Here is a 15,403-nt window from a genome sequence, read left to right as displayed (position 1 = left end):
AGCGGCACCGCCCTTCCCTTCCGGTTTTGCGGAAACGCGCTCAGCCTACCGCGGCGTCATAACGGCGGCCGGCCTCGTCCCAGTTCACGACGTCCCACCAGGACTTCAGATAGCCGGGGCGATCGTTCTTGTAGGTGAGGTAATAGGCGTGCTCCCACACGTCGTTGCCAAGGATCGGGGTGCCCGGTTCCTTCGCATCGTCCATCAGCGGATTATCCTGATTGGGCGTCGACGTGACCTTCAGCTTGCCCGACGAATCAGCGATCACCCAGGCCCAGCCGGAGCCGAACTGCCCGGCGCCCTTGCCGTTGAAATCTTCCTTCAGCTTGTCGAGCCCGCCATAGGCATCGATCGCTTCCTTGAGCTTGCCCGACGGCTGGGTCGAACCAGCCGGCCCCATGATCTTCCAGAAGAAATCGTGGTTCCAATAACCGCCGCCGTTATTGCGCACGAGCGGCGGGAGTTGCGAGATCATGCCAAGGATCTGTTCGATCGATTTGCCGGCCAGTTTGGGATCGGCATCGACGCCCTCGTTCAGCTTGGCGGTATAGGCAGCATGATGCTTGTCATGGTGAAAGGTCATCGTCTCCTTCGAGATGACCGGCTCCAGCGCGTCATAGGCATAGGGAAGCGGGGGGAGTTCGAAAGCCATTAGATCCTCCTTAGGTCTCGCGCAGGCAAACGCGACGCGGCCCAAATGGCTCCCGAAACGTCGTTACGCAACCGCTCCGACCAGATCGTGCCGACGGAGTGCATGGCGAAGCTGGTCATAGCTGAGGCCGAGCGCATCGGCGGTGGAGCGCTGGTTGAAGCGATTCTCCGCCAGCGCGCGCGTCAGCAGTTCCTTCTCGAACCGCGCCACCCGGCTCTTGAAATCCGATGGCCCCATGTCGCACGCGGCGACCTCGTCGCCATCGCTCGAACCGGCAGACTGCGCGGCAGCCGGGTTGACCGGCGATGGCGATCCGCTGCTGCCGGGACGGTACGGCGAGGCGAAGGGATCGAATTCGATCACGTCGATCGGATCGGTCAGATTCCAGCGATAAACGGCGCGCTCCACCACGTTGCGCAACTCGCGCACATTGCCCGGCCAGCGATATTCCAGCATCGCATCCAGTGCCGCAGGGCCAAAGCCGGACCAGCTTTCCCAGCCAAGTTCCGCCGCCATCCGGCGCCCGAAGAATTCCGCCAGCACGGGGATATCACCGCGCCGCGCTCGAAGCGGGGGCAGGGTCACGACCTCGAACGAAAGCCGGTCAAGCAGGTCGGCGCGAAATTCGTGGCGATCCACCTTGTCCGGCAAATGCTCGTTGGTGGCCGCGACGATGCGGACATCCACCCGAACCGGGCGCGAAGAGCCGATCCGCGTCACCTCGCCATATTCTACCGCGCGCAGCAGCCGTTCCTGCGCGCCCATAGACAAGGTGCCGAGTTCGTCGAGAAACAAGGTGCCGCGATCCGCCTCCTCGAATCGGCCGACTCGCGCCTTGGTCGCGCCGGTGAAAGCGCCGGCCTCGTGCCCGAACAACTCTGCCTCGATCAGCGTTTCGGGCAGCGCCGCGCAGTTCATGACGACCAGCGGCTGATCCCAGCGCGGGCTGAGCCGGTGGAGCCTTTCAGCGACCAATTCCTTGCCCGTGCCGCGTTCCCCGATCACCAGCACCGGGCGATCAAGCGCCGCCGCGCGGCTCGCACGCTCCAGCACGTCGAGAAATACGCCGGACTGCCCGATAACCTGCGTGCTGCGCTCCATCACCAATAACTGGCGAATTTTCCCAACGCTTGGCAAGTGGGTGATCGCAACTTTTCGGCAGCGCTGGGCAAAAGTGACGGAAATCAGCCAAAAACAGAATTGGCACGCCTCCTGCAAAGCTATTGGCAACCGTCAAACGACGGAGCAACAGATCAAAATCTCGGAGGAAGACATGACCAAGCTGGACATCATCGGCCGCAACGCTGCCGCCCTCGCCCTCACCATCCTCGCCAGCGCGACGATGCTGATCGCCGCGGTCGGCCCGGCCAATCAGGGGAATGCAGTTCAGGCGACCGCGATCGATCGTTCGATCGCTTAAGTCGCCGCCGCCGGGGCATGCGTCGCCCCCTCGCCCCACCCCGGCGGAACGTTTATATCGGCGGGGGCAAATTTGGAGTTTCGTGAATGGGCATCTTTTCCCGCACCCGCGACATCGTCGCCGCGAATATGGCAGAGCTGCTCGAAAAGGCGGAAGATCCCGCGAAGATGATCCGCATGATCATCCTCGAGATGGAGGAAACGCTGGTGGAGGTCCGGGCGTCAGCCGCACGGACGATCGCCGACAGCAAGGAAATGCGCCGCCACATCGCGAAACTGGAAGCGCTTGAGGCGAACTGGACGGAGAAAGCGGAGCTGGCGCTTTCCAAGGATCGCGAGGATCTGGCGAAGGCCGCCCTGATGGAGCGGCAGCGCGCCAGTGACATGATGGAACAGCTCCGCGCCGAGGTGAAGGTCTTGGACGATTCGCTGCGGTCTTCGGAGGACGACATCGCGAAGCTGCAGAGCAAGCTGCGCGAGGCGCGTGCCAAGCAGAACAATATCGCGACCCGCCTGGAAAGCGCCAACAACCGCACCCGGCTTCGCGAGATGTGGAACGGCCCTCGCACGCACGAGGCGTTCAGCCGGTTCGATATGCTGGAGCGCCGCGTGGACGAGGCCGAAGGGCGCGCAGACGCAATGGGCCTGGGCGCACAACCCAAGACGCTCGACGAAGAGATAGCAGAGCTGAAATCCGCTGACCGGATCGACGCCGAACTGGCTGCGCTGAAGGCGCGGCTGAGCAAGGGGAATTGAAATGGAGGACGTTCTCGTCCCGGTGTTCGTCTGCGGCATCCTGTTCATCGGATTGCCCTGGCTGATCATGCACTATGTCACGAAATGGAAGCAGGCCCCCGGCGCGATGACGACCGAGGACGAGCAGTTGCTCGACGAGCTTCACTCGCTCGCCCGCCGGCTTGAGGACCGCGTGACAACCGTCGAGCGGCTGGTCGCCGCCGACAATCCCGATTTCCGACCGGGTCTCACCGATTACAGCCGCGATCGCGACTATCGGCTGGAAGACCAGCATCAGAGGAGGAACTGATGGCCGAGGACAGCCCGACAAGGTTCTATCTCGACAAGCAGAATGCCAAGTGGAAAGGCGTCTGCGCCGGGATCGCCGATTATACCGGGATCGATCCGCTCTGGGTGCGTCTGGGCACCGCAGCGATGGTCTTCATCGCGCAGCAATGGTGGATCATCATCGCGTACATGGTGATCGCCTGGGTCACGCCGAAGAAGCCGATCGGCCTCTACAACAGCCGCGACGAAGAGAAATTCTGGCAGGGCGTGCGCTCCAATCCGAAACGCACCACCGGCGAGGTCCGCTCCAAGTTCCGCGAACTGGATCGCCGGCTGGCCGATATCGAGCTGCACTACACCAGCCGCAACACGCAACTCGCCAACGAGATCGACAGCCTGCGCTAAGGGCATAAGCGGGCAACGGAGAGAATTGTCATGCACGACTTCGGTTTCCTGGTGCCGATCGCCATCGTCGGGATCGTTTTTGGCAGCCGCGCCTTCCGCACCTGGGTTCAGGCGAAGCACGGATACCCGCTGGACGACATTCGCCGGGGGCGTCGCGGAGCTTCGAGCCTCGACGATCAGCGGCAGATCATGCTGCTGTCGAACGAAAACGAAAAGCTGACCGGACAGATCAGTCGCCTCGAAGATCGCCTCGCCGTGCTGGAACGGATCGCAACGGATCCCGCGACCCGCACCGCCGCCGAAATCGAAGCGCTGCGCGATCGGGCGAATTGAGGAGCACTCAACATGCAGGAGTGGTTCATTCTGGCCTTCTTCATGATCGTGATCGGCCTGCCGGTGACACTCGGCATCGGGGGCGAGACGTTCAAGCGCTGGCTGCGTCACAAGGAGACGATGGCTGCCACGCTCAACGCGCAGGCCGCGGAGAAAGCGGCGCAATATGCGGCGCATACCGATCGGCTCGAACAACGCGTGCGGGTGCTCGAGAGGATCGTGACTGACAAAGGCATCGCAGTTGCACATGAAATCGAGCGACTGCGCGACGATCATCAGTTGAACTGACGTCGTTCAAACGACGCTGACAAACAAACTAGGGCAAGGGAGCCTGGACGATGGGTCCGTTTTCAATGGTGGTTGCGATCGTGCTGATCGCGACGCTGGGCAAGATTTTCTCCGAACGCTACAAGGCGCTCGGCCGCGAGCAGGATGGGCAACAGCTCCTTCCCCCGGCCGACCTCATCGCCGCGCGGGACGAGATCCGCCAGCTCAAGGATCGTGTCGCCGTCCTTGAACGTGTCATCACCGACAATCATGGCAGCCACGATCTGAGCCGTCAGATCGACGAGCTGCGCGATCGCTGACGAGGGAGTCGAACAATGTCCGACCCGAGCTTCTATCTCACCATGGCGTCCGCCGCGCTTGCCGGTCTTGCAATGCTGATCGGCGCCGGGCTTTCGGGATGGCGCGGCTGGCTGCAACTCAAGCAGAACCAGATCGCCATGGAAAATGACCTGCGCGCACCCGGCGCGCCAAGCACGACCGCGCGAATCGAGATCGCCGATCTCAAGGAGCGCATCCGCAAGCTGGAGGCGATCGCCGCCGGCGTCGATCTGTAATCGTGAAACCGGGCACCGTCGCCTCGCGCGTCGAGGTTGCGACCGTGCCCGGGAAACTCTAGGCGGTGCGACAATGGCCGACCGCACCGATATCGCCGAGCTCCACGCCGAATATGAATTTCTCGATGCCGACGATCGCTACCGGCTGCTGATCGATCTTGGCCGGGGGCTGGAGCCGATGCCGGACGCGCTCAAGACGGATGCGACCCTGGTTCGCGGCTGTTCGGCCGCGGTCTGGGTCTATCCCCAGCAGCGCGAGGACGGGACGCTGCATTTCCTGGCGGACAGCAATGCGGCGATCACCAAGGGAATTATCGCATTGGTGCTCGCGACCGTGCAGGATCACACACCGGCGGAGGTGCGCGCCACCGATATCGACGCCGCGCTGGCGCCGTTCGAATTGAAAGCGCAACTCAGCTCGAACCGGACCCAGGGCATCCCGAACATGATCGCGTTGATCCGCGATACCGCCGCGCGGCTCGCCTGATCGGATCAGAAACGCGCCAGCAGTCGGGCGGCCAGCAGGGCAACATCGTCATGGCGATCGATCACCAGCCACTCACCCGGACGACGCGTATCCACGACGGTCACGGCATTCTTGGGGCAGAGGCCAAGGCACTTCGTCTCGATCACCCCAACCTCGGCCTTGCGCCCCTTCCCCAGCCCGGGAAATTTGCGCAGCGCCTTCGCGAGCGCCCCGCGCCCGCTCTTCCCGAAACCGCCACCGATCTTGCGGGTGCATTTGCCACACACCAGCGCCGCACCATGCCACTGCGCCCGCGCGTGCTTCATGCCGGGCGCCAGGTTCTGGCTTCCTCGGCGACACGCAGCACATCATACGCAGCCTGAATCGCCTGAAAACGTGTCGCGGCATCCGTATCGCCGGGCCGCACATCGGGATGATTGGCCTTCGCAAGCCGCCGCCAGGCCGCGCGCACCGCGTCGAAATCGGCGTCGGACTCGAGCTCCAGCACCTCCAGCGCGCGCATCTCGTCGCGGGATCGGGTTCCATCGCCCGGGCCGCCCCAGCCATAATGCCTGGCCTGTTCGAAACCGGAGGCATCCCGCCGCTCCGCCGCCTCGCGCTCCGCGGCTTCCTCGGCGCTCAATCCCTCGAAATAGTTCCAGCCACGATTGTATTCGGCGGCATGGCGCTCGCAGAAATACCAGCGATCCGGGCTGTTGGGTGATTTGGGCGCCGGGCAATCGCCCGGCTCATCGCAGCCATGGCGATCGCAGATGCGCACCTGCTGCGCCTCCCGCCCGGCGCCATAGCCCCGCCAGCGTGGAAAACCCCAATCATTGGTCCTGCTCGATCGCGCCATCGCGAAGCGACATAAGGCGATTGCGCGGCGACGCAACCGTCGGCGCGCACTCAGTCGCCCCGAACCCGGCAGCCGGTGCCCGGATGAAAATAGCCAGAGGGCCTGTAAGCCGGGTTCTGTCCATCCCGGCGAGCCGGGATTGGGCGACCATTCCTCTAGGCCCGCCGTTGCCGACAGGCTCAAGCAACCAACCCGGGCGACCGGCGGGAACACGCCGATATGCCGCCCCTATTCGGTTTTGCTCCCGGTGGGGTTTGCCATGCCGCCGCTGTTGCCAGCCGCGCGGTGCGCTCTTGCCGCACCCTTTCACCCTTGCCGCGCCCGTTGCCGGGCGTTTGGCGGTCTGCTCTCTGTGGCACTTTCCCTGGGGTCACCCCCGGCGGGCGTTACCCGCCACCGTTGTTCCGTGGAGCCCGGACTTTCCTCGCCCCCCGCTGAAAGCGGGGGCCGCGGCCGCCCGGCCCTCTGGCGGCACCGCTCTAGTCGTCTCCCTGCGGTTTGGGAAGCAGCAGCGCGAGCAGGATCATGCGGCATTCTGCATCAACCTCGCCATCGACCAGTTCCGGCCGAAACCGCCGCTGGAATGCCATGATCGCCGCCATCGCGTCGCTCACGTCATAGCCGAATCGCTCCAGCGCCAGCAGGAAGCCGGGCTGGCTCCACATCGGATCCACCAGATTCTTGGTCGGGCGCGGCAGCGCCAGCCGGAGCCGTGCGAGCTTTCCCCACGGGAACAGCTCCCCCGGGTCGCGCTTGCGCGCGGGCGCGATATCGGAATGGCCGACGATGTTGCCGCGCGTGATCTGGTGGCGATCCTTGATATCGTGGACCAGGCGGATCACCGCCTCGACCTGCTCGTCCGGGAACGGGCGGTAGCCGAATTCATGCCCCGGATTGACGATCTCGATCCCCACGGAGGCCGAGTTCACATCCTCGATATCGCGCCAGTGCGACGCTCCGGCATGCCAGGCTCGCCTTTCCTCGTCGACGAGCCGCAAGACCGTGCCATCCTCGGCAACCACATAATGCGACGAGACCTTGGCCTCCGGGTCACGCAGACGGGCAATAGCGGATTCGCCGTCCTGCATGCCCGTATAGTGCAGCACGATCATCGTGACCGGCAGCGATCGCTCGTCAAAATTGGGCGACGGCGCCTCGATGATCTTCATTGCATAGTCCCATGCCGGCGCGCGTGCTTCGCTGCCTGTCGTCCATGGCTAGCCCGATGTTGCGGCGGAACCAAGGGCTTGCGGGAACGGTCGTCTAACCTTCGCGTCGGGAGCCCGCTCGTAAAAGCCGCGGAAGCGCTGGCTGGGTATGAAACGGTCGGAAAGCCCGATCACCGTCTCGCCCGCACCAAGCATCAGCAGACCACCGGGGCGCATCGCGTCCGCCAGTCGCCCCAGGATGCGCGTGCGCAGAACGGGAGCAAGGTAAAACAGCACGTTGCGACACAATATTCCGTCGAACCGGCCAGCCGGGGGAGGATCGTCGACAAGGTTGTTGCGGCGATACGTGATGAGCGAGCGCAGCTCGGGCGCGGCGACCCAGTCATTCCCCACCTGCCCGAACCAACGCAACATGCGCGTGACCGCGAGCCCGCGTTGTATCTCGAACTGGCTGTATCGCGCGGCGCGGGCGCGGAGCAGCGCATTCTGTGAGACATCAGTCGCGACGATTTCCGGCACCGCGCCGCGCTCCGCGAAAGACATCGCCAGCGACAGCGGCTCCTGACCGAAGGCGCAGCCCGCGGACCACAAGCGCGGACGATCCCCGCCCCCCGCCAGCACCGCCTCCGCAAATGCGTCAAGGACACCGGGGTCACGGAAGAATGAGGTTTCCTGATTCAGCAACGCATCGACGATCCGTTCGCCCATCGCCGCATCCCTGCCGACGCGCCAGCGCTGGACGAGCTGGTCGATCGTTGCGAAACCGCATTCCGCGACGAGCGGCTTCAGGGCGACATCGATCCGCCAGGTTCGCGACGAGGAAAGCCGTTGCCCGGTGCGCTCCTCAAGGAGCGCTGCAAGTACGCCGATCGAGACGCCGCTGGCGCTGGCGGTTTCCGCAAACGCGCTCACCGGGGACTGGCCTGGGCGGCAATCATCGCGCCGATTTCCTCGGGCGTCATCATCGCGTCGGCATAACCGGCCGCCGCAACCGCGCCAGGCATTCCCCAGATGACCGACGACGCTTCATCCTGCACCACCACCGTGCCGCCGGCACGCCGAACCTCGCCCGCTCCCTCAAGGCCGTCTCGCCCCATACCGCTCAGCACGATCGCGAGGAGCCGTGGGCCGTAAATATCGGCGAGCGAGGCGAACATCGGGTCCACCGAAGGCATGTTGCCATTGGCGACCGGCTCTCGGGAAAGCCGAAGTGCGCCCACCCCTTCGGCAATCGAAACCCCGATCATGTGAGCATCCCCCGGCGCCACGACGATCCTTCCCGGCTGGAGCCGCATCCGGTCGCCGGCGACATCGCACGGTCGGTTGCCAAGCACCGCCATCTGCGCGGCGAAATACGGCGAAAACGCCGCCGGCAGGTGCTGGGTGATAAGAATCGGCCGATCGAACGCCGCCGGAATAGCTCGCAACAGCGCGGACAAAGCGTGTATCCCGCCGGTCGACGCGCCGATCGCCACTACGTCGAATTGCCTCGCGGCCGCGCCGGGGCCGTGCGAGCGCCATGCCGGTGCCACCTCGCGCTCGGTAAGACGCGTCATGCGCTCGCGCAGGCTGTCGGCGAAACGACCCGCGAACCCTGTACCACCCGGTTTTACCAGCGTGTCGGCAGCGCCAAGCGCCAGCGCCTGAACGGTTGCCGATGCTCCCTGATCGCAGCTTGACGATACGACGAGCACTTTGGCGGTGCCGCAAATGGCCAGCAGGTCTGGAAGCCCGGTGAGCCCGTCAACGCCCGGCATCTCCAGATCGAGCAGGATGATATCCACCGGCTCGCCCGCCAGAAAGGCGAGTGCACCGGAAATATCGGCCACCGCGCCGGCGACGACGAACTGCCCGTCTTCCTCCGTCATTCGCGCGAGTACGGCCCGCGCGACAACCGAATCGTCGACGATCAATACCCGCGGAACAGGCCGTGATCGTTCCAGTGAATGGCTGGCCGTTGCCTGCATCGTCAGCCCCGGATCAGGCGAGGCCGACGATCTGGAACTTGCTTTCGAGCGTCTCGCGATCAAACGGCTTCATGACATATTCGTCGGCCCCCGCCTCGATCGCGGCGCGGATATGCGCGGTGCCGTTTTCGGTGGTGCAGAACACCACCTTCGGCCGGGACGTGAGCGCCGTCTCGCGCAGCGCGCGCAGAAACTCCATCCCGCTCATCACGGGCATGTTCCAGTCCAGCAGCACAACATCAGGCGCTGCCGCGACGCAATGGTCGAGCGCCTCACGCCCGTCCGCCGCTTCCGTCACCGAAAAATCCATTCCCTCCAGGATGTGCCGCGCAACTTTGCGGATAACCTTGGAATCATCGACGACGAGGCACGATTTCATGAGGTAATCCTGTTGGAACGCAAAGATATTTGTTCATGACAGAGAGCGGTAACGGCAAGGTTAATCACACGACGCGTGAAACCAGGCGGGGCAAGTCCACCACCAGCATCGGTTCGCCGTCACGCACGGCCGATCCGGCAGCCACCTGAGCCCAGTGATCGCCGACCGCGACGCCGGACGCGAGCGGCGCGATCTCCACCGGCGCGACGTCCTCCATGCCATCGAGCAGCACCGCGTAAAGCTGCCCGTCTACCGAGGTCGTCACCGCGCGATTGCGCGGTTCGACCGGCGCGGGCAGCCCGAGCACCTGCCAGGTATCGATCACCGTCACCACCCGGCTGCGCAGTGCAGTCAATCCGCGCACCGCAGGCGCCGCGCCGGGCGCCGGGACGATCTCACCCACATCGACCACGGCCTCGACCTGCGCCGCGTTGAACAATACTCCACGGCCGCCGAGATAGCCGATCAGGTGGAGGTCGCTGTCGGTCATGCGGCTTTCTCCAGCGCGGTGAGCAGAGCGGCACGATCATAACGGTAAAGCGGGTCGGCCGGCGTGCGGCCCAGTCGAAGCACGCGGGCAGCGTCACCGCCAGCCGCCTCGTCACCGTCCATGGCGACTATGACGTCGGGTGTTTCTCCCTCCACCAGACGGCGCACGACCCGATAACCGGCCGCCTCGATCGAGGGCTTGAGGAATATTTCCATCCAGCCCGCTTCGGGCCCGCGCAGCAGGCAGATCGGCGCGCGTCGCGCGTTAAGGGCGCTCTCGGTCAGTACCAGCGGGTCGATCAGTTCGACCGGCTGGCCATCCAGCATCACGACACCCGCGATCACGCCGGGAACCGACGCCGGCGAAATCTCCGCCGGCAGCGTGACGATATCGAGCGCCTCGCGCACGGGATAGGCGAGCGCACCCAGTTCCTCGTTCAGTCGCAGCGCCGACCATCCCGGTTCGGCCGCGCGGGGCGGAACCGCGCAGACCAGCCCGATCGCCTGGCCGCCGGCGGTCATCCACCACTGGCCTGCCGCCTCGTGGATCGCCTCGCGCGGCAGCGCCTCGATCCGGTTGACCGCCGCCAGGGCGATCGCGCGGCGCCGTCCGTCGATATCGTGAAACAGCAAGGCCTGGATACCTTCCTCGCCGAGAGGAGCGGCGGCGAGCGCTTCTTCGCGCTCGATCGCGGAGAACTGCAGCCCGGCAACCGTCGCGATGCCGGCAGCGTCGAGCAGCAGCATCGGACGTCCACTGTCCGGCAGGCTCTGTCCGGCATAGACGCCTGCGCGCATCACCGCGGGCGCTGCGGGCTTGATGACGAGCTCCTCGGTATCGATTACCGTATCGACGGCAAGCGCGTAGGCGCCGCCAGGCACATCCACCACGATCAACAGCGCGGGCGGGCGATGCGGCAGGCCGAGCAGCCGATCGAGCGCGACCAGCGGCAACTGACGCTCGCGGATCGTGGCGACCCGCCCCTCGCCGATCGCATCGATCCGCACCACGTTCGCGCGCGCGGACACGATCTCGTCGACGGCCTGACGCGGCAGCGCGAACGCCTGGCCGCCTGCCTCGACAATCACCGCCGACAGGATCGCCAGCGTCAGCGGCACTTCAAGCGTGATACTCAGCCCGCGACCGGGATTGTTGGCAATCGCGATCCGCCCGCCGATCTGCTCCACGTTGGTCCGCACGACATCCATGCCGACGCCGCGCCCGGAGGTTTCGGTCACGACATCGCGGCTCGACAAACCCGGCTCGAAGATCAGATCAAGCCGCCCGCGCTCGCCCAGCGCGCGAAGTTCCGCATCGCGCGAGGGGTTCTTCGCCAGCGCGCGCGCCAGCAACAGGTTCGTATCGATCCCGCGCCCATCGTCCGCAATCTCCACCAGGATGCGATTACCCGATTGCCGCGCCGAGACGGTGAGCCGCCCGGTCTCGCGCTTTCCTGCCCTGCGGCGCTCGGCGGGGGTTTCGAGGCCGTGATCCAGGGCGTTGCGGACCATGTGAACCAGTGGATCGCGCAGCAGCTCGATCATCTCGCGATCCAGCTCCACATCGCCGCCATCGATCGACAGCGACACCTGCTTGCCAAGTGCGGCGGCCGTATCCCGCACGACGCGGGGGAGCGCCGAGAACAGCGCATCGACGGTCTGCATCCGCGTGCGCGTCACCGTGTCGCGCAGATCGGCCACCGTCTGTGACAGGCGATCGAGCGTGGAACCGACCAGTTCCTCCCCGCTGTCCCGCAATCGGCGCGCCAGTTCGTTGCGCGCCAACACCATCTCCGACACACCGTTCATCATGCGGTCGAGCAGATCGACCGACAGGCGGATGCTGCGGGTCTGCCCGCGAGCGGCGAGCATCGTGGGTTGGGCGATCAGCGCGACACCGTCCGCGTCGAAATCGTCCACACCATTCCCGTCCCCCCCATCAAGCGCAGCGATCAGCGCGTCCTCGCCGCTGTCATCAAGCGCGACGCCTGCATCGATCGCCTCCACGATCTCGCCGATGCGATCGACGATGGAGAGCACGGCGTTGACCAGCCCGCGATCCGGCAACCGCTCGCCCGAGCGGACCGCCGCCAGCACATCCTCCGCCGCATGGCTGAGGCGGCCGACCCGGGGCAGATCCAGGAAACCGCAACTGCCCTTTACGGTGTGCACAAAGCGAAAGATCGAATCGAGCCGGGCGCTATCGGCCGGATCGGCTTCCCACGCGACGATCTCGCCCGCGATCGCTTCCAGCGATTCGCGGGTTTCGGCGATGAATTCCGGCAGCAGGTCTTCCATGTCGCGGTAGCTGTGCACCGCTGACAGTTAAATCAGCGTTTACCGGCCGTTGAGCGCCGCGCCGAACAGGAGCACATTCTCCGACGGCGCACTCACCTGCACCGACCCGCCGGTTTCGGTGACGAGCGAATGGACAAGATAGGCCGCCGCGCCGCGCGGCGTGATCTCGCGCCCGTCGGCGCCGTCGAGCAATGTCAGCCGCAGCTCGTCGTCAAGGATGACGCGCGGCCCCTCCGCCTTCAGCACGATCTCGATTACCCCGGCGTTATTCTCTCCGCCGATCGCCAGCGTGCCGCCGCGCACCAATGCGTCGCCGGCGATCATCGCAAGGTTCAGCAGCACCTTGATCGCGGTTTTGGGTAGTTCGGCTTCCTCGACCAGCCATTGCAGCTCCAGCCGCTTGTTGTCCCCCAGCAGCCCCTCGATCGCGACCTTCGCCTCGCGCGTGTCGACCATATCCCCGAAACCGCCGGCGGCGCCGAACGCCAGCCGGAAGAATTTGAGCTTGTTCGCAGAAGCCCGCGCGCTGTCGTTCAGCAGCTCCAGACAGCGCTCGCGCATCGCCGGATCTGTTTCGTCCGCCAGCAATTCCAGGCCGTTGTTGAGCGCCCCTACCGGCGACAGCAGGTCGTGGCACAGCCGCGAGCAGAGCAGGCTGGCGAAATCGACCGGGCTGATCGTCATATAGGTCCCCTCCAGGCACGCATAAGTGCCGCCGCCCGCGTATTGGCGAAGCGCGGACTCGCGCGCAAGTCTAGTCCGCAACGATCACCAGCGGATCGAAGCGACCATGCACCGCTCCATCGTGCACGGCACGCCACGCCCGCGCCTCGCCACCTCGCCCCACGATCAGCCAGACCGCCCCGTCAGGCGCCGCGCTCGCCGCGTCGGTAAGCGATGGCATGGCGTCACCCGACGGGTGCGAATGATAGTGGCCGATCACTGCATCGCCGCTCGCCCGCGCCGCGCGATGCGCCGCCAGCAACGCTACAGGATCGAGTTCGAACCGGGCGGCCGGTTGTGGATGCACGTTCGCGCATCGCAGCAGGCTGATTCCGCCATTCCGCGGTTGCAGGATAAGCCCGCATATTTCCTCGCCGCTCGCCCCCGCTTCCGCGGCGAGTTGTGCGAGCAGCGATCTTGAAATCATGAGCGTACTATCCATCTAAGACACAATGCACCGGGGGACTTCCGTTATTCAAGCGACGATCACGGCGGCGGCAGCCGGCTGGCGCCTGGATCGTGCACTCGCGGAGGCTGTTCCCACCCTGTCGCGTGAGCGGCTGAAGGTGCTGATCGCGGGCGGCAAGGTTTCTCGCGACGGTCAACTGGTCCGCGAGCCGGCGCGAAAGGCCGCGGCTGGCGAGATGTTCGCCATCACCATTCCCGATCCCGTGCCGGCGCATAATGAAGCGCAGGATATCCCGCTCGTCGTCACGTTCGAAGATGAACACCTAATCGTCATCGACAAGCCGGCCGGGCTGGTCGTCCATCCCGCCGCCGGCAATCTCGACGGCACGTTGGTCAACGCATTGCTGCATCACTGCAAGGGATCGCTCTCGGGGATCGGCGGGGTAGCGCGGCCGGGCATTGTCCACCGGATCGACAAGGACACCTCCGGCCTGATGGTCGCCGCGAAGACGGATCGGACGCACGAGGGGCTGGCGAAGCAGTTCGCCGACCATTCGATCGATCGCCGCTATCTCGCGATCGTCTCGGGCCAACCCATGCCGCCCGCCGGAACCGTCGATGCGCCGCTGGCGCGCAGCCCGCAGAACCGCAAGAAGATCGCGATCGTCAGCGGCGGCAAACGTGCGGTGACGCATTACAGAACGGTCGAGCGCCTCAACCGCGATGCCGCGCTGGTGGAATGCCGCCTCGAAACCGGGCGAACGCATCAGGTCCGCGTGCATATGGCGTCGCTGGGCCATGCGCTGCTCGGCGATCCCGTCTATGGCCGGACGAAACAGGCGCATCGCGCGATCCTGGAAACGCTCGGTTTCCGCCGCCAGGCCTTGCACGCGGCCCGCCTGGGGTTCATTCATCCTATAACAAGAAACGCTTTGTCGTTCGAAAGTGCAATGCCTGCTGACATGCAGGAACTGTTCATTCAGCTCAACGTATAGTTCGGGAAACGACGCGACACCCGTTTGGGGCCGCGACTTTCCGGGAAAGGGAAAGGGTAACGATCATGGCAAACCGCAGCAACGTCCCAGCGACGATCCCTGCGCTCGGTGGGGAGCAGAGCCTCAACCGCTATCTGGCCGAGATCAAGAAATTCCCCATTCTGGCCCCCGAGCAGGAATATATGCTCGCCAAGCGTTTTCAGGAGCATGGCGATACCGAGGCTGCTGCCCAGCTCGTCACGTCGCATCTGCGCCTCGTCGCTAAGATCGCGATGGGCTATCGCGGCTATGGCCTCCCCGTCAGCGAGCTGATCTCGGAGGGCAATATCGGCCTGATGCAGGGCGTGAAGAAGTTCGAGCCCGATCGCGGGTTCCGCCTCGCCACCTATGCGATGTGGTGGATCAGGGCCTCGATCCAGGAATTCATCTTGCGCTCGTGGAGCCTGGTGAAGATGGGCACGACGGCCGCGCAGAAGAAGCTGTTCTTCAACCTGCGCCGGATGAAGGCCCGCCTCGATGCATTCGAGGATGGCGATCTTCGCCCTGAGGATCTGACCAAGATCGCGACTGATCTGGGCGTGTCCGAAGCGGACGTGGTCAGCATGAACCGTCGCATGGCGATGGGCGGCGACACCAGCCTCAACGTGCCGATGCGCGAAGATGGCGAGGGCCAGTGGCAGGATTGGCTTGCCGACGATTCGCCGCTTCAGGACACGGTGGTGGCTGACGCCCAGGAAGCGGATGTGCGGCACGATATGCTGGTTTCGGCGATGGATGACCTCAACGACCGCGAAAAGTACATCCTCACCGAGCGCCGCCTTACGGACGATCCCAAGACGCTGGAAGAACTCTCGCAGGTCTATGGCGTCAGCCGCGAGCGCGTGCGCCAGATCGAGGTACGCGCCTTCGAAAAGCTGCAGAAAGCGATGATGCGGCTGGCCGGCGAGAAGCGTCTGCTCCCCGCCTGAGACCGGTC

Annotated in this window: 23 protein-coding genes and 1 other RNA gene; 11 read left to right on the top strand and 13 right to left on the bottom strand. The window is 65.0% G+C overall.

What is annotated here, in order from left to right; genetic code table 11:
• Positions 1–40: 40 nt before the first annotated feature.
• Both FFS35_RS04970 and pspF read right to left on the bottom strand, forming a co-directional pair.
• Entirely contained in the window at positions 41–652 is a 612-nt protein-coding gene (locus FFS35_RS04970) for a superoxide dismutase (protein ID WP_137786032.1), read from the bottom strand.
• 63 nt (positions 653–715) lie between these two features.
• Positions 716–1,753, bottom strand: a complete 1,038-nt coding sequence (gene pspF, locus FFS35_RS04965) for a phage shock protein operon transcriptional activator (RefSeq protein WP_137786031.1) — start codon at positions 1,751–1,753, stop codon at positions 716–718.
• Here pspF and FFS35_RS04960 point away from each other — a divergent pair.
• From FFS35_RS04960 to FFS35_RS04920, 9 genes are all read left to right on the top strand, one after another.
• Positions 1,740–2,072, top strand: a complete 333-nt coding sequence (locus tag FFS35_RS04960; RefSeq protein ID WP_137786030.1) for a hypothetical protein — start codon at positions 1,740–1,742, stop codon at positions 2,070–2,072. The two genes, pspF and FFS35_RS04960, sit on opposite strands and share 14 nt — an antisense overlap.
• 86 nt (positions 2,073–2,158) lie before the next feature.
• Positions 2,159–2,827, top strand: a complete 669-nt coding sequence (gene pspA / locus FFS35_RS04955; protein WP_137786029.1) for a phage shock protein PspA — start codon at positions 2,159–2,161, stop codon at positions 2,825–2,827.
• 1 nt (position 2,828) lies between these two features.
• Positions 2,829–3,116, top strand: coding sequence for an envelope stress response membrane protein PspB (gene pspB, locus FFS35_RS04950; RefSeq protein WP_137786028.1), 288 nt, complete (start codon positions 2,829–2,831; stop codon positions 3,114–3,116).
• Positions 3,116–3,499, top strand: a complete 384-nt coding sequence (pspC, locus tag FFS35_RS04945; protein ID WP_137786027.1) for an envelope stress response membrane protein PspC — start codon at positions 3,116–3,118, stop codon at positions 3,497–3,499. The genes pspB and pspC overlap by 1 nt, the downstream gene beginning before the upstream one ends.
• 30 nt (positions 3,500–3,529) lie before the next feature.
• The gene (locus FFS35_RS04940; RefSeq protein WP_137786026.1) at positions 3,530–3,832 is read left to right on the top strand and encodes a hypothetical protein; all 303 of its coding nucleotides are present in this window, start codon (positions 3,530–3,532) and stop codon (positions 3,830–3,832) included.
• A gap of 12 nt (positions 3,833–3,844) precedes the next feature.
• A complete protein-coding gene (locus tag FFS35_RS04935) occupies positions 3,845–4,120 on the top strand; it encodes a hypothetical protein (RefSeq protein ID WP_137786025.1) in 276 nt (91 codons plus the stop codon).
• A gap of 50 nt (positions 4,121–4,170) precedes the next feature.
• A complete protein-coding gene (locus FFS35_RS04930; protein ID WP_137786024.1) occupies positions 4,171–4,419 on the top strand; it encodes a hypothetical protein in 249 nt (82 codons plus the stop codon).
• A gap of 15 nt (positions 4,420–4,434) precedes the next feature.
• A complete protein-coding gene (locus tag FFS35_RS04925; RefSeq protein WP_137786023.1) occupies positions 4,435–4,674 on the top strand; it encodes a hypothetical protein in 240 nt (79 codons plus the stop codon).
• A 73-nt stretch (positions 4,675–4,747) separates the two neighbouring features.
• Positions 4,748–5,161, top strand: a complete 414-nt coding sequence (locus tag FFS35_RS04920) for a SufE family protein (RefSeq protein WP_137786022.1) — start codon at positions 4,748–4,750, stop codon at positions 5,159–5,161.
• Positions 5,162–5,166: 5 nt separating this feature from the next.
• On the opposite strand, the gene FFS35_RS04915 is transcribed toward FFS35_RS04920, so the two are convergent.
• The 11 genes from FFS35_RS04915 to FFS35_RS04865 all read right to left on the bottom strand — a co-directional run bounded on the left by FFS35_RS04915 (position 5,167) and on the right by FFS35_RS04865 (position 13,466).
• Positions 5,167–5,466, bottom strand: a complete 300-nt coding sequence (locus FFS35_RS04915; RefSeq protein WP_171007510.1) for a (2Fe-2S) ferredoxin domain-containing protein — start codon at positions 5,464–5,466, stop codon at positions 5,167–5,169.
• Positions 5,463–5,999 (bottom strand): J domain-containing protein, encoded by a 537-nt coding sequence (locus FFS35_RS04910; RefSeq protein ID WP_137786020.1) that lies wholly within the window; start codon positions 5,997–5,999, stop codon positions 5,463–5,465. The genes FFS35_RS04915 and FFS35_RS04910 overlap by 4 nt, the downstream gene beginning before the upstream one ends.
• Positions 6,000–6,088: 89 nt before the next feature.
• Positions 6,089–6,468: RNase P RNA component class A (rnpB, locus tag FFS35_RS04905), an RNA gene on the bottom strand.
• 10 nt (positions 6,469–6,478) lie between these two features.
• Complete coding sequence (locus tag FFS35_RS04900) at positions 6,479–7,168, bottom strand: N-acetylmuramoyl-L-alanine amidase (protein WP_137786019.1); 690 nt, start codon at positions 7,166–7,168, stop codon at positions 6,479–6,481.
• 48 nt (positions 7,169–7,216) lie between these two features.
• Positions 7,217–8,080 carry a protein-glutamate O-methyltransferase CheR gene (locus FFS35_RS04895; RefSeq protein ID WP_249341459.1) on the bottom strand — a complete coding sequence of 288 codons (864 nt, stop codon included), beginning with the start codon at positions 8,078–8,080 and terminating at the stop codon, positions 7,217–7,219.
• Positions 8,077–9,135, bottom strand: coding sequence for a chemotaxis protein CheB (locus FFS35_RS04890; RefSeq protein WP_137786018.1), 1,059 nt, complete (start codon positions 9,133–9,135; stop codon positions 8,077–8,079). Before FFS35_RS04890 ends, FFS35_RS04895 begins: the two co-directional genes overlap by 4 nt.
• Positions 9,136–9,148: 13 nt before the next feature.
• Entirely contained in the window at positions 9,149–9,514 is a 366-nt protein-coding gene (locus FFS35_RS04885; RefSeq protein WP_137786017.1) for a response regulator, read from the bottom strand.
• Between the two features lie 64 nt (positions 9,515–9,578).
• Complete coding sequence (locus FFS35_RS04880) at positions 9,579–10,004, bottom strand: chemotaxis protein CheW (RefSeq protein WP_137786016.1); 426 nt, start codon at positions 10,002–10,004, stop codon at positions 9,579–9,581.
• Positions 10,001–12,301 (bottom strand): chemotaxis protein CheW, encoded by a 2,301-nt coding sequence (locus tag FFS35_RS04875; protein ID WP_137786015.1) that lies wholly within the window; start codon positions 12,299–12,301, stop codon positions 10,001–10,003. The genes FFS35_RS04880 and FFS35_RS04875 overlap by 4 nt, the downstream gene beginning before the upstream one ends.
• Before the next feature lie 39 nt (positions 12,302–12,340).
• Entirely contained in the window at positions 12,341–12,985 is a 645-nt protein-coding gene (locus FFS35_RS04870) for a histidine phosphotransferase family protein (protein ID WP_137786014.1), read from the bottom strand.
• A gap of 70 nt (positions 12,986–13,055) precedes the next feature.
• On the bottom strand, positions 13,056–13,466 hold the full coding sequence (locus FFS35_RS04865; RefSeq protein WP_137786013.1) for a M67 family metallopeptidase: 411 nt from the start codon (positions 13,464–13,466) through the stop codon (positions 13,056–13,058).
• 10 nt (positions 13,467–13,476) lie between these two features.
• Between FFS35_RS04865 and FFS35_RS04860 the strand changes: the two genes are divergently transcribed.
• Together FFS35_RS04860 and rpoH are read left to right on the top strand one after the other, a co-directional pair.
• Positions 13,477–14,427 (top strand): RluA family pseudouridine synthase, encoded by a 951-nt coding sequence (locus tag FFS35_RS04860; protein WP_137786012.1) that lies wholly within the window; start codon positions 13,477–13,479, stop codon positions 14,425–14,427.
• Between the two features lie 65 nt (positions 14,428–14,492).
• Complete coding sequence (rpoH, locus tag FFS35_RS04855) at positions 14,493–15,395, top strand: RNA polymerase sigma factor RpoH (RefSeq protein WP_137786011.1); 903 nt, start codon at positions 14,493–14,495, stop codon at positions 15,393–15,395.
• The last annotated feature ends 8 nt before the right edge of the window (positions 15,396–15,403 follow it).

Origin of the sequence: Sphingomonas sp. 3P27F8, from assembly GCF_005502745.1 — a bacterium.
Lineage (GTDB): Bacteria > Pseudomonadota > Alphaproteobacteria > Sphingomonadales > Sphingomonadaceae > Sphingomonas.
This window is presented reverse-complemented; position numbering and strand designations above follow the sequence as displayed.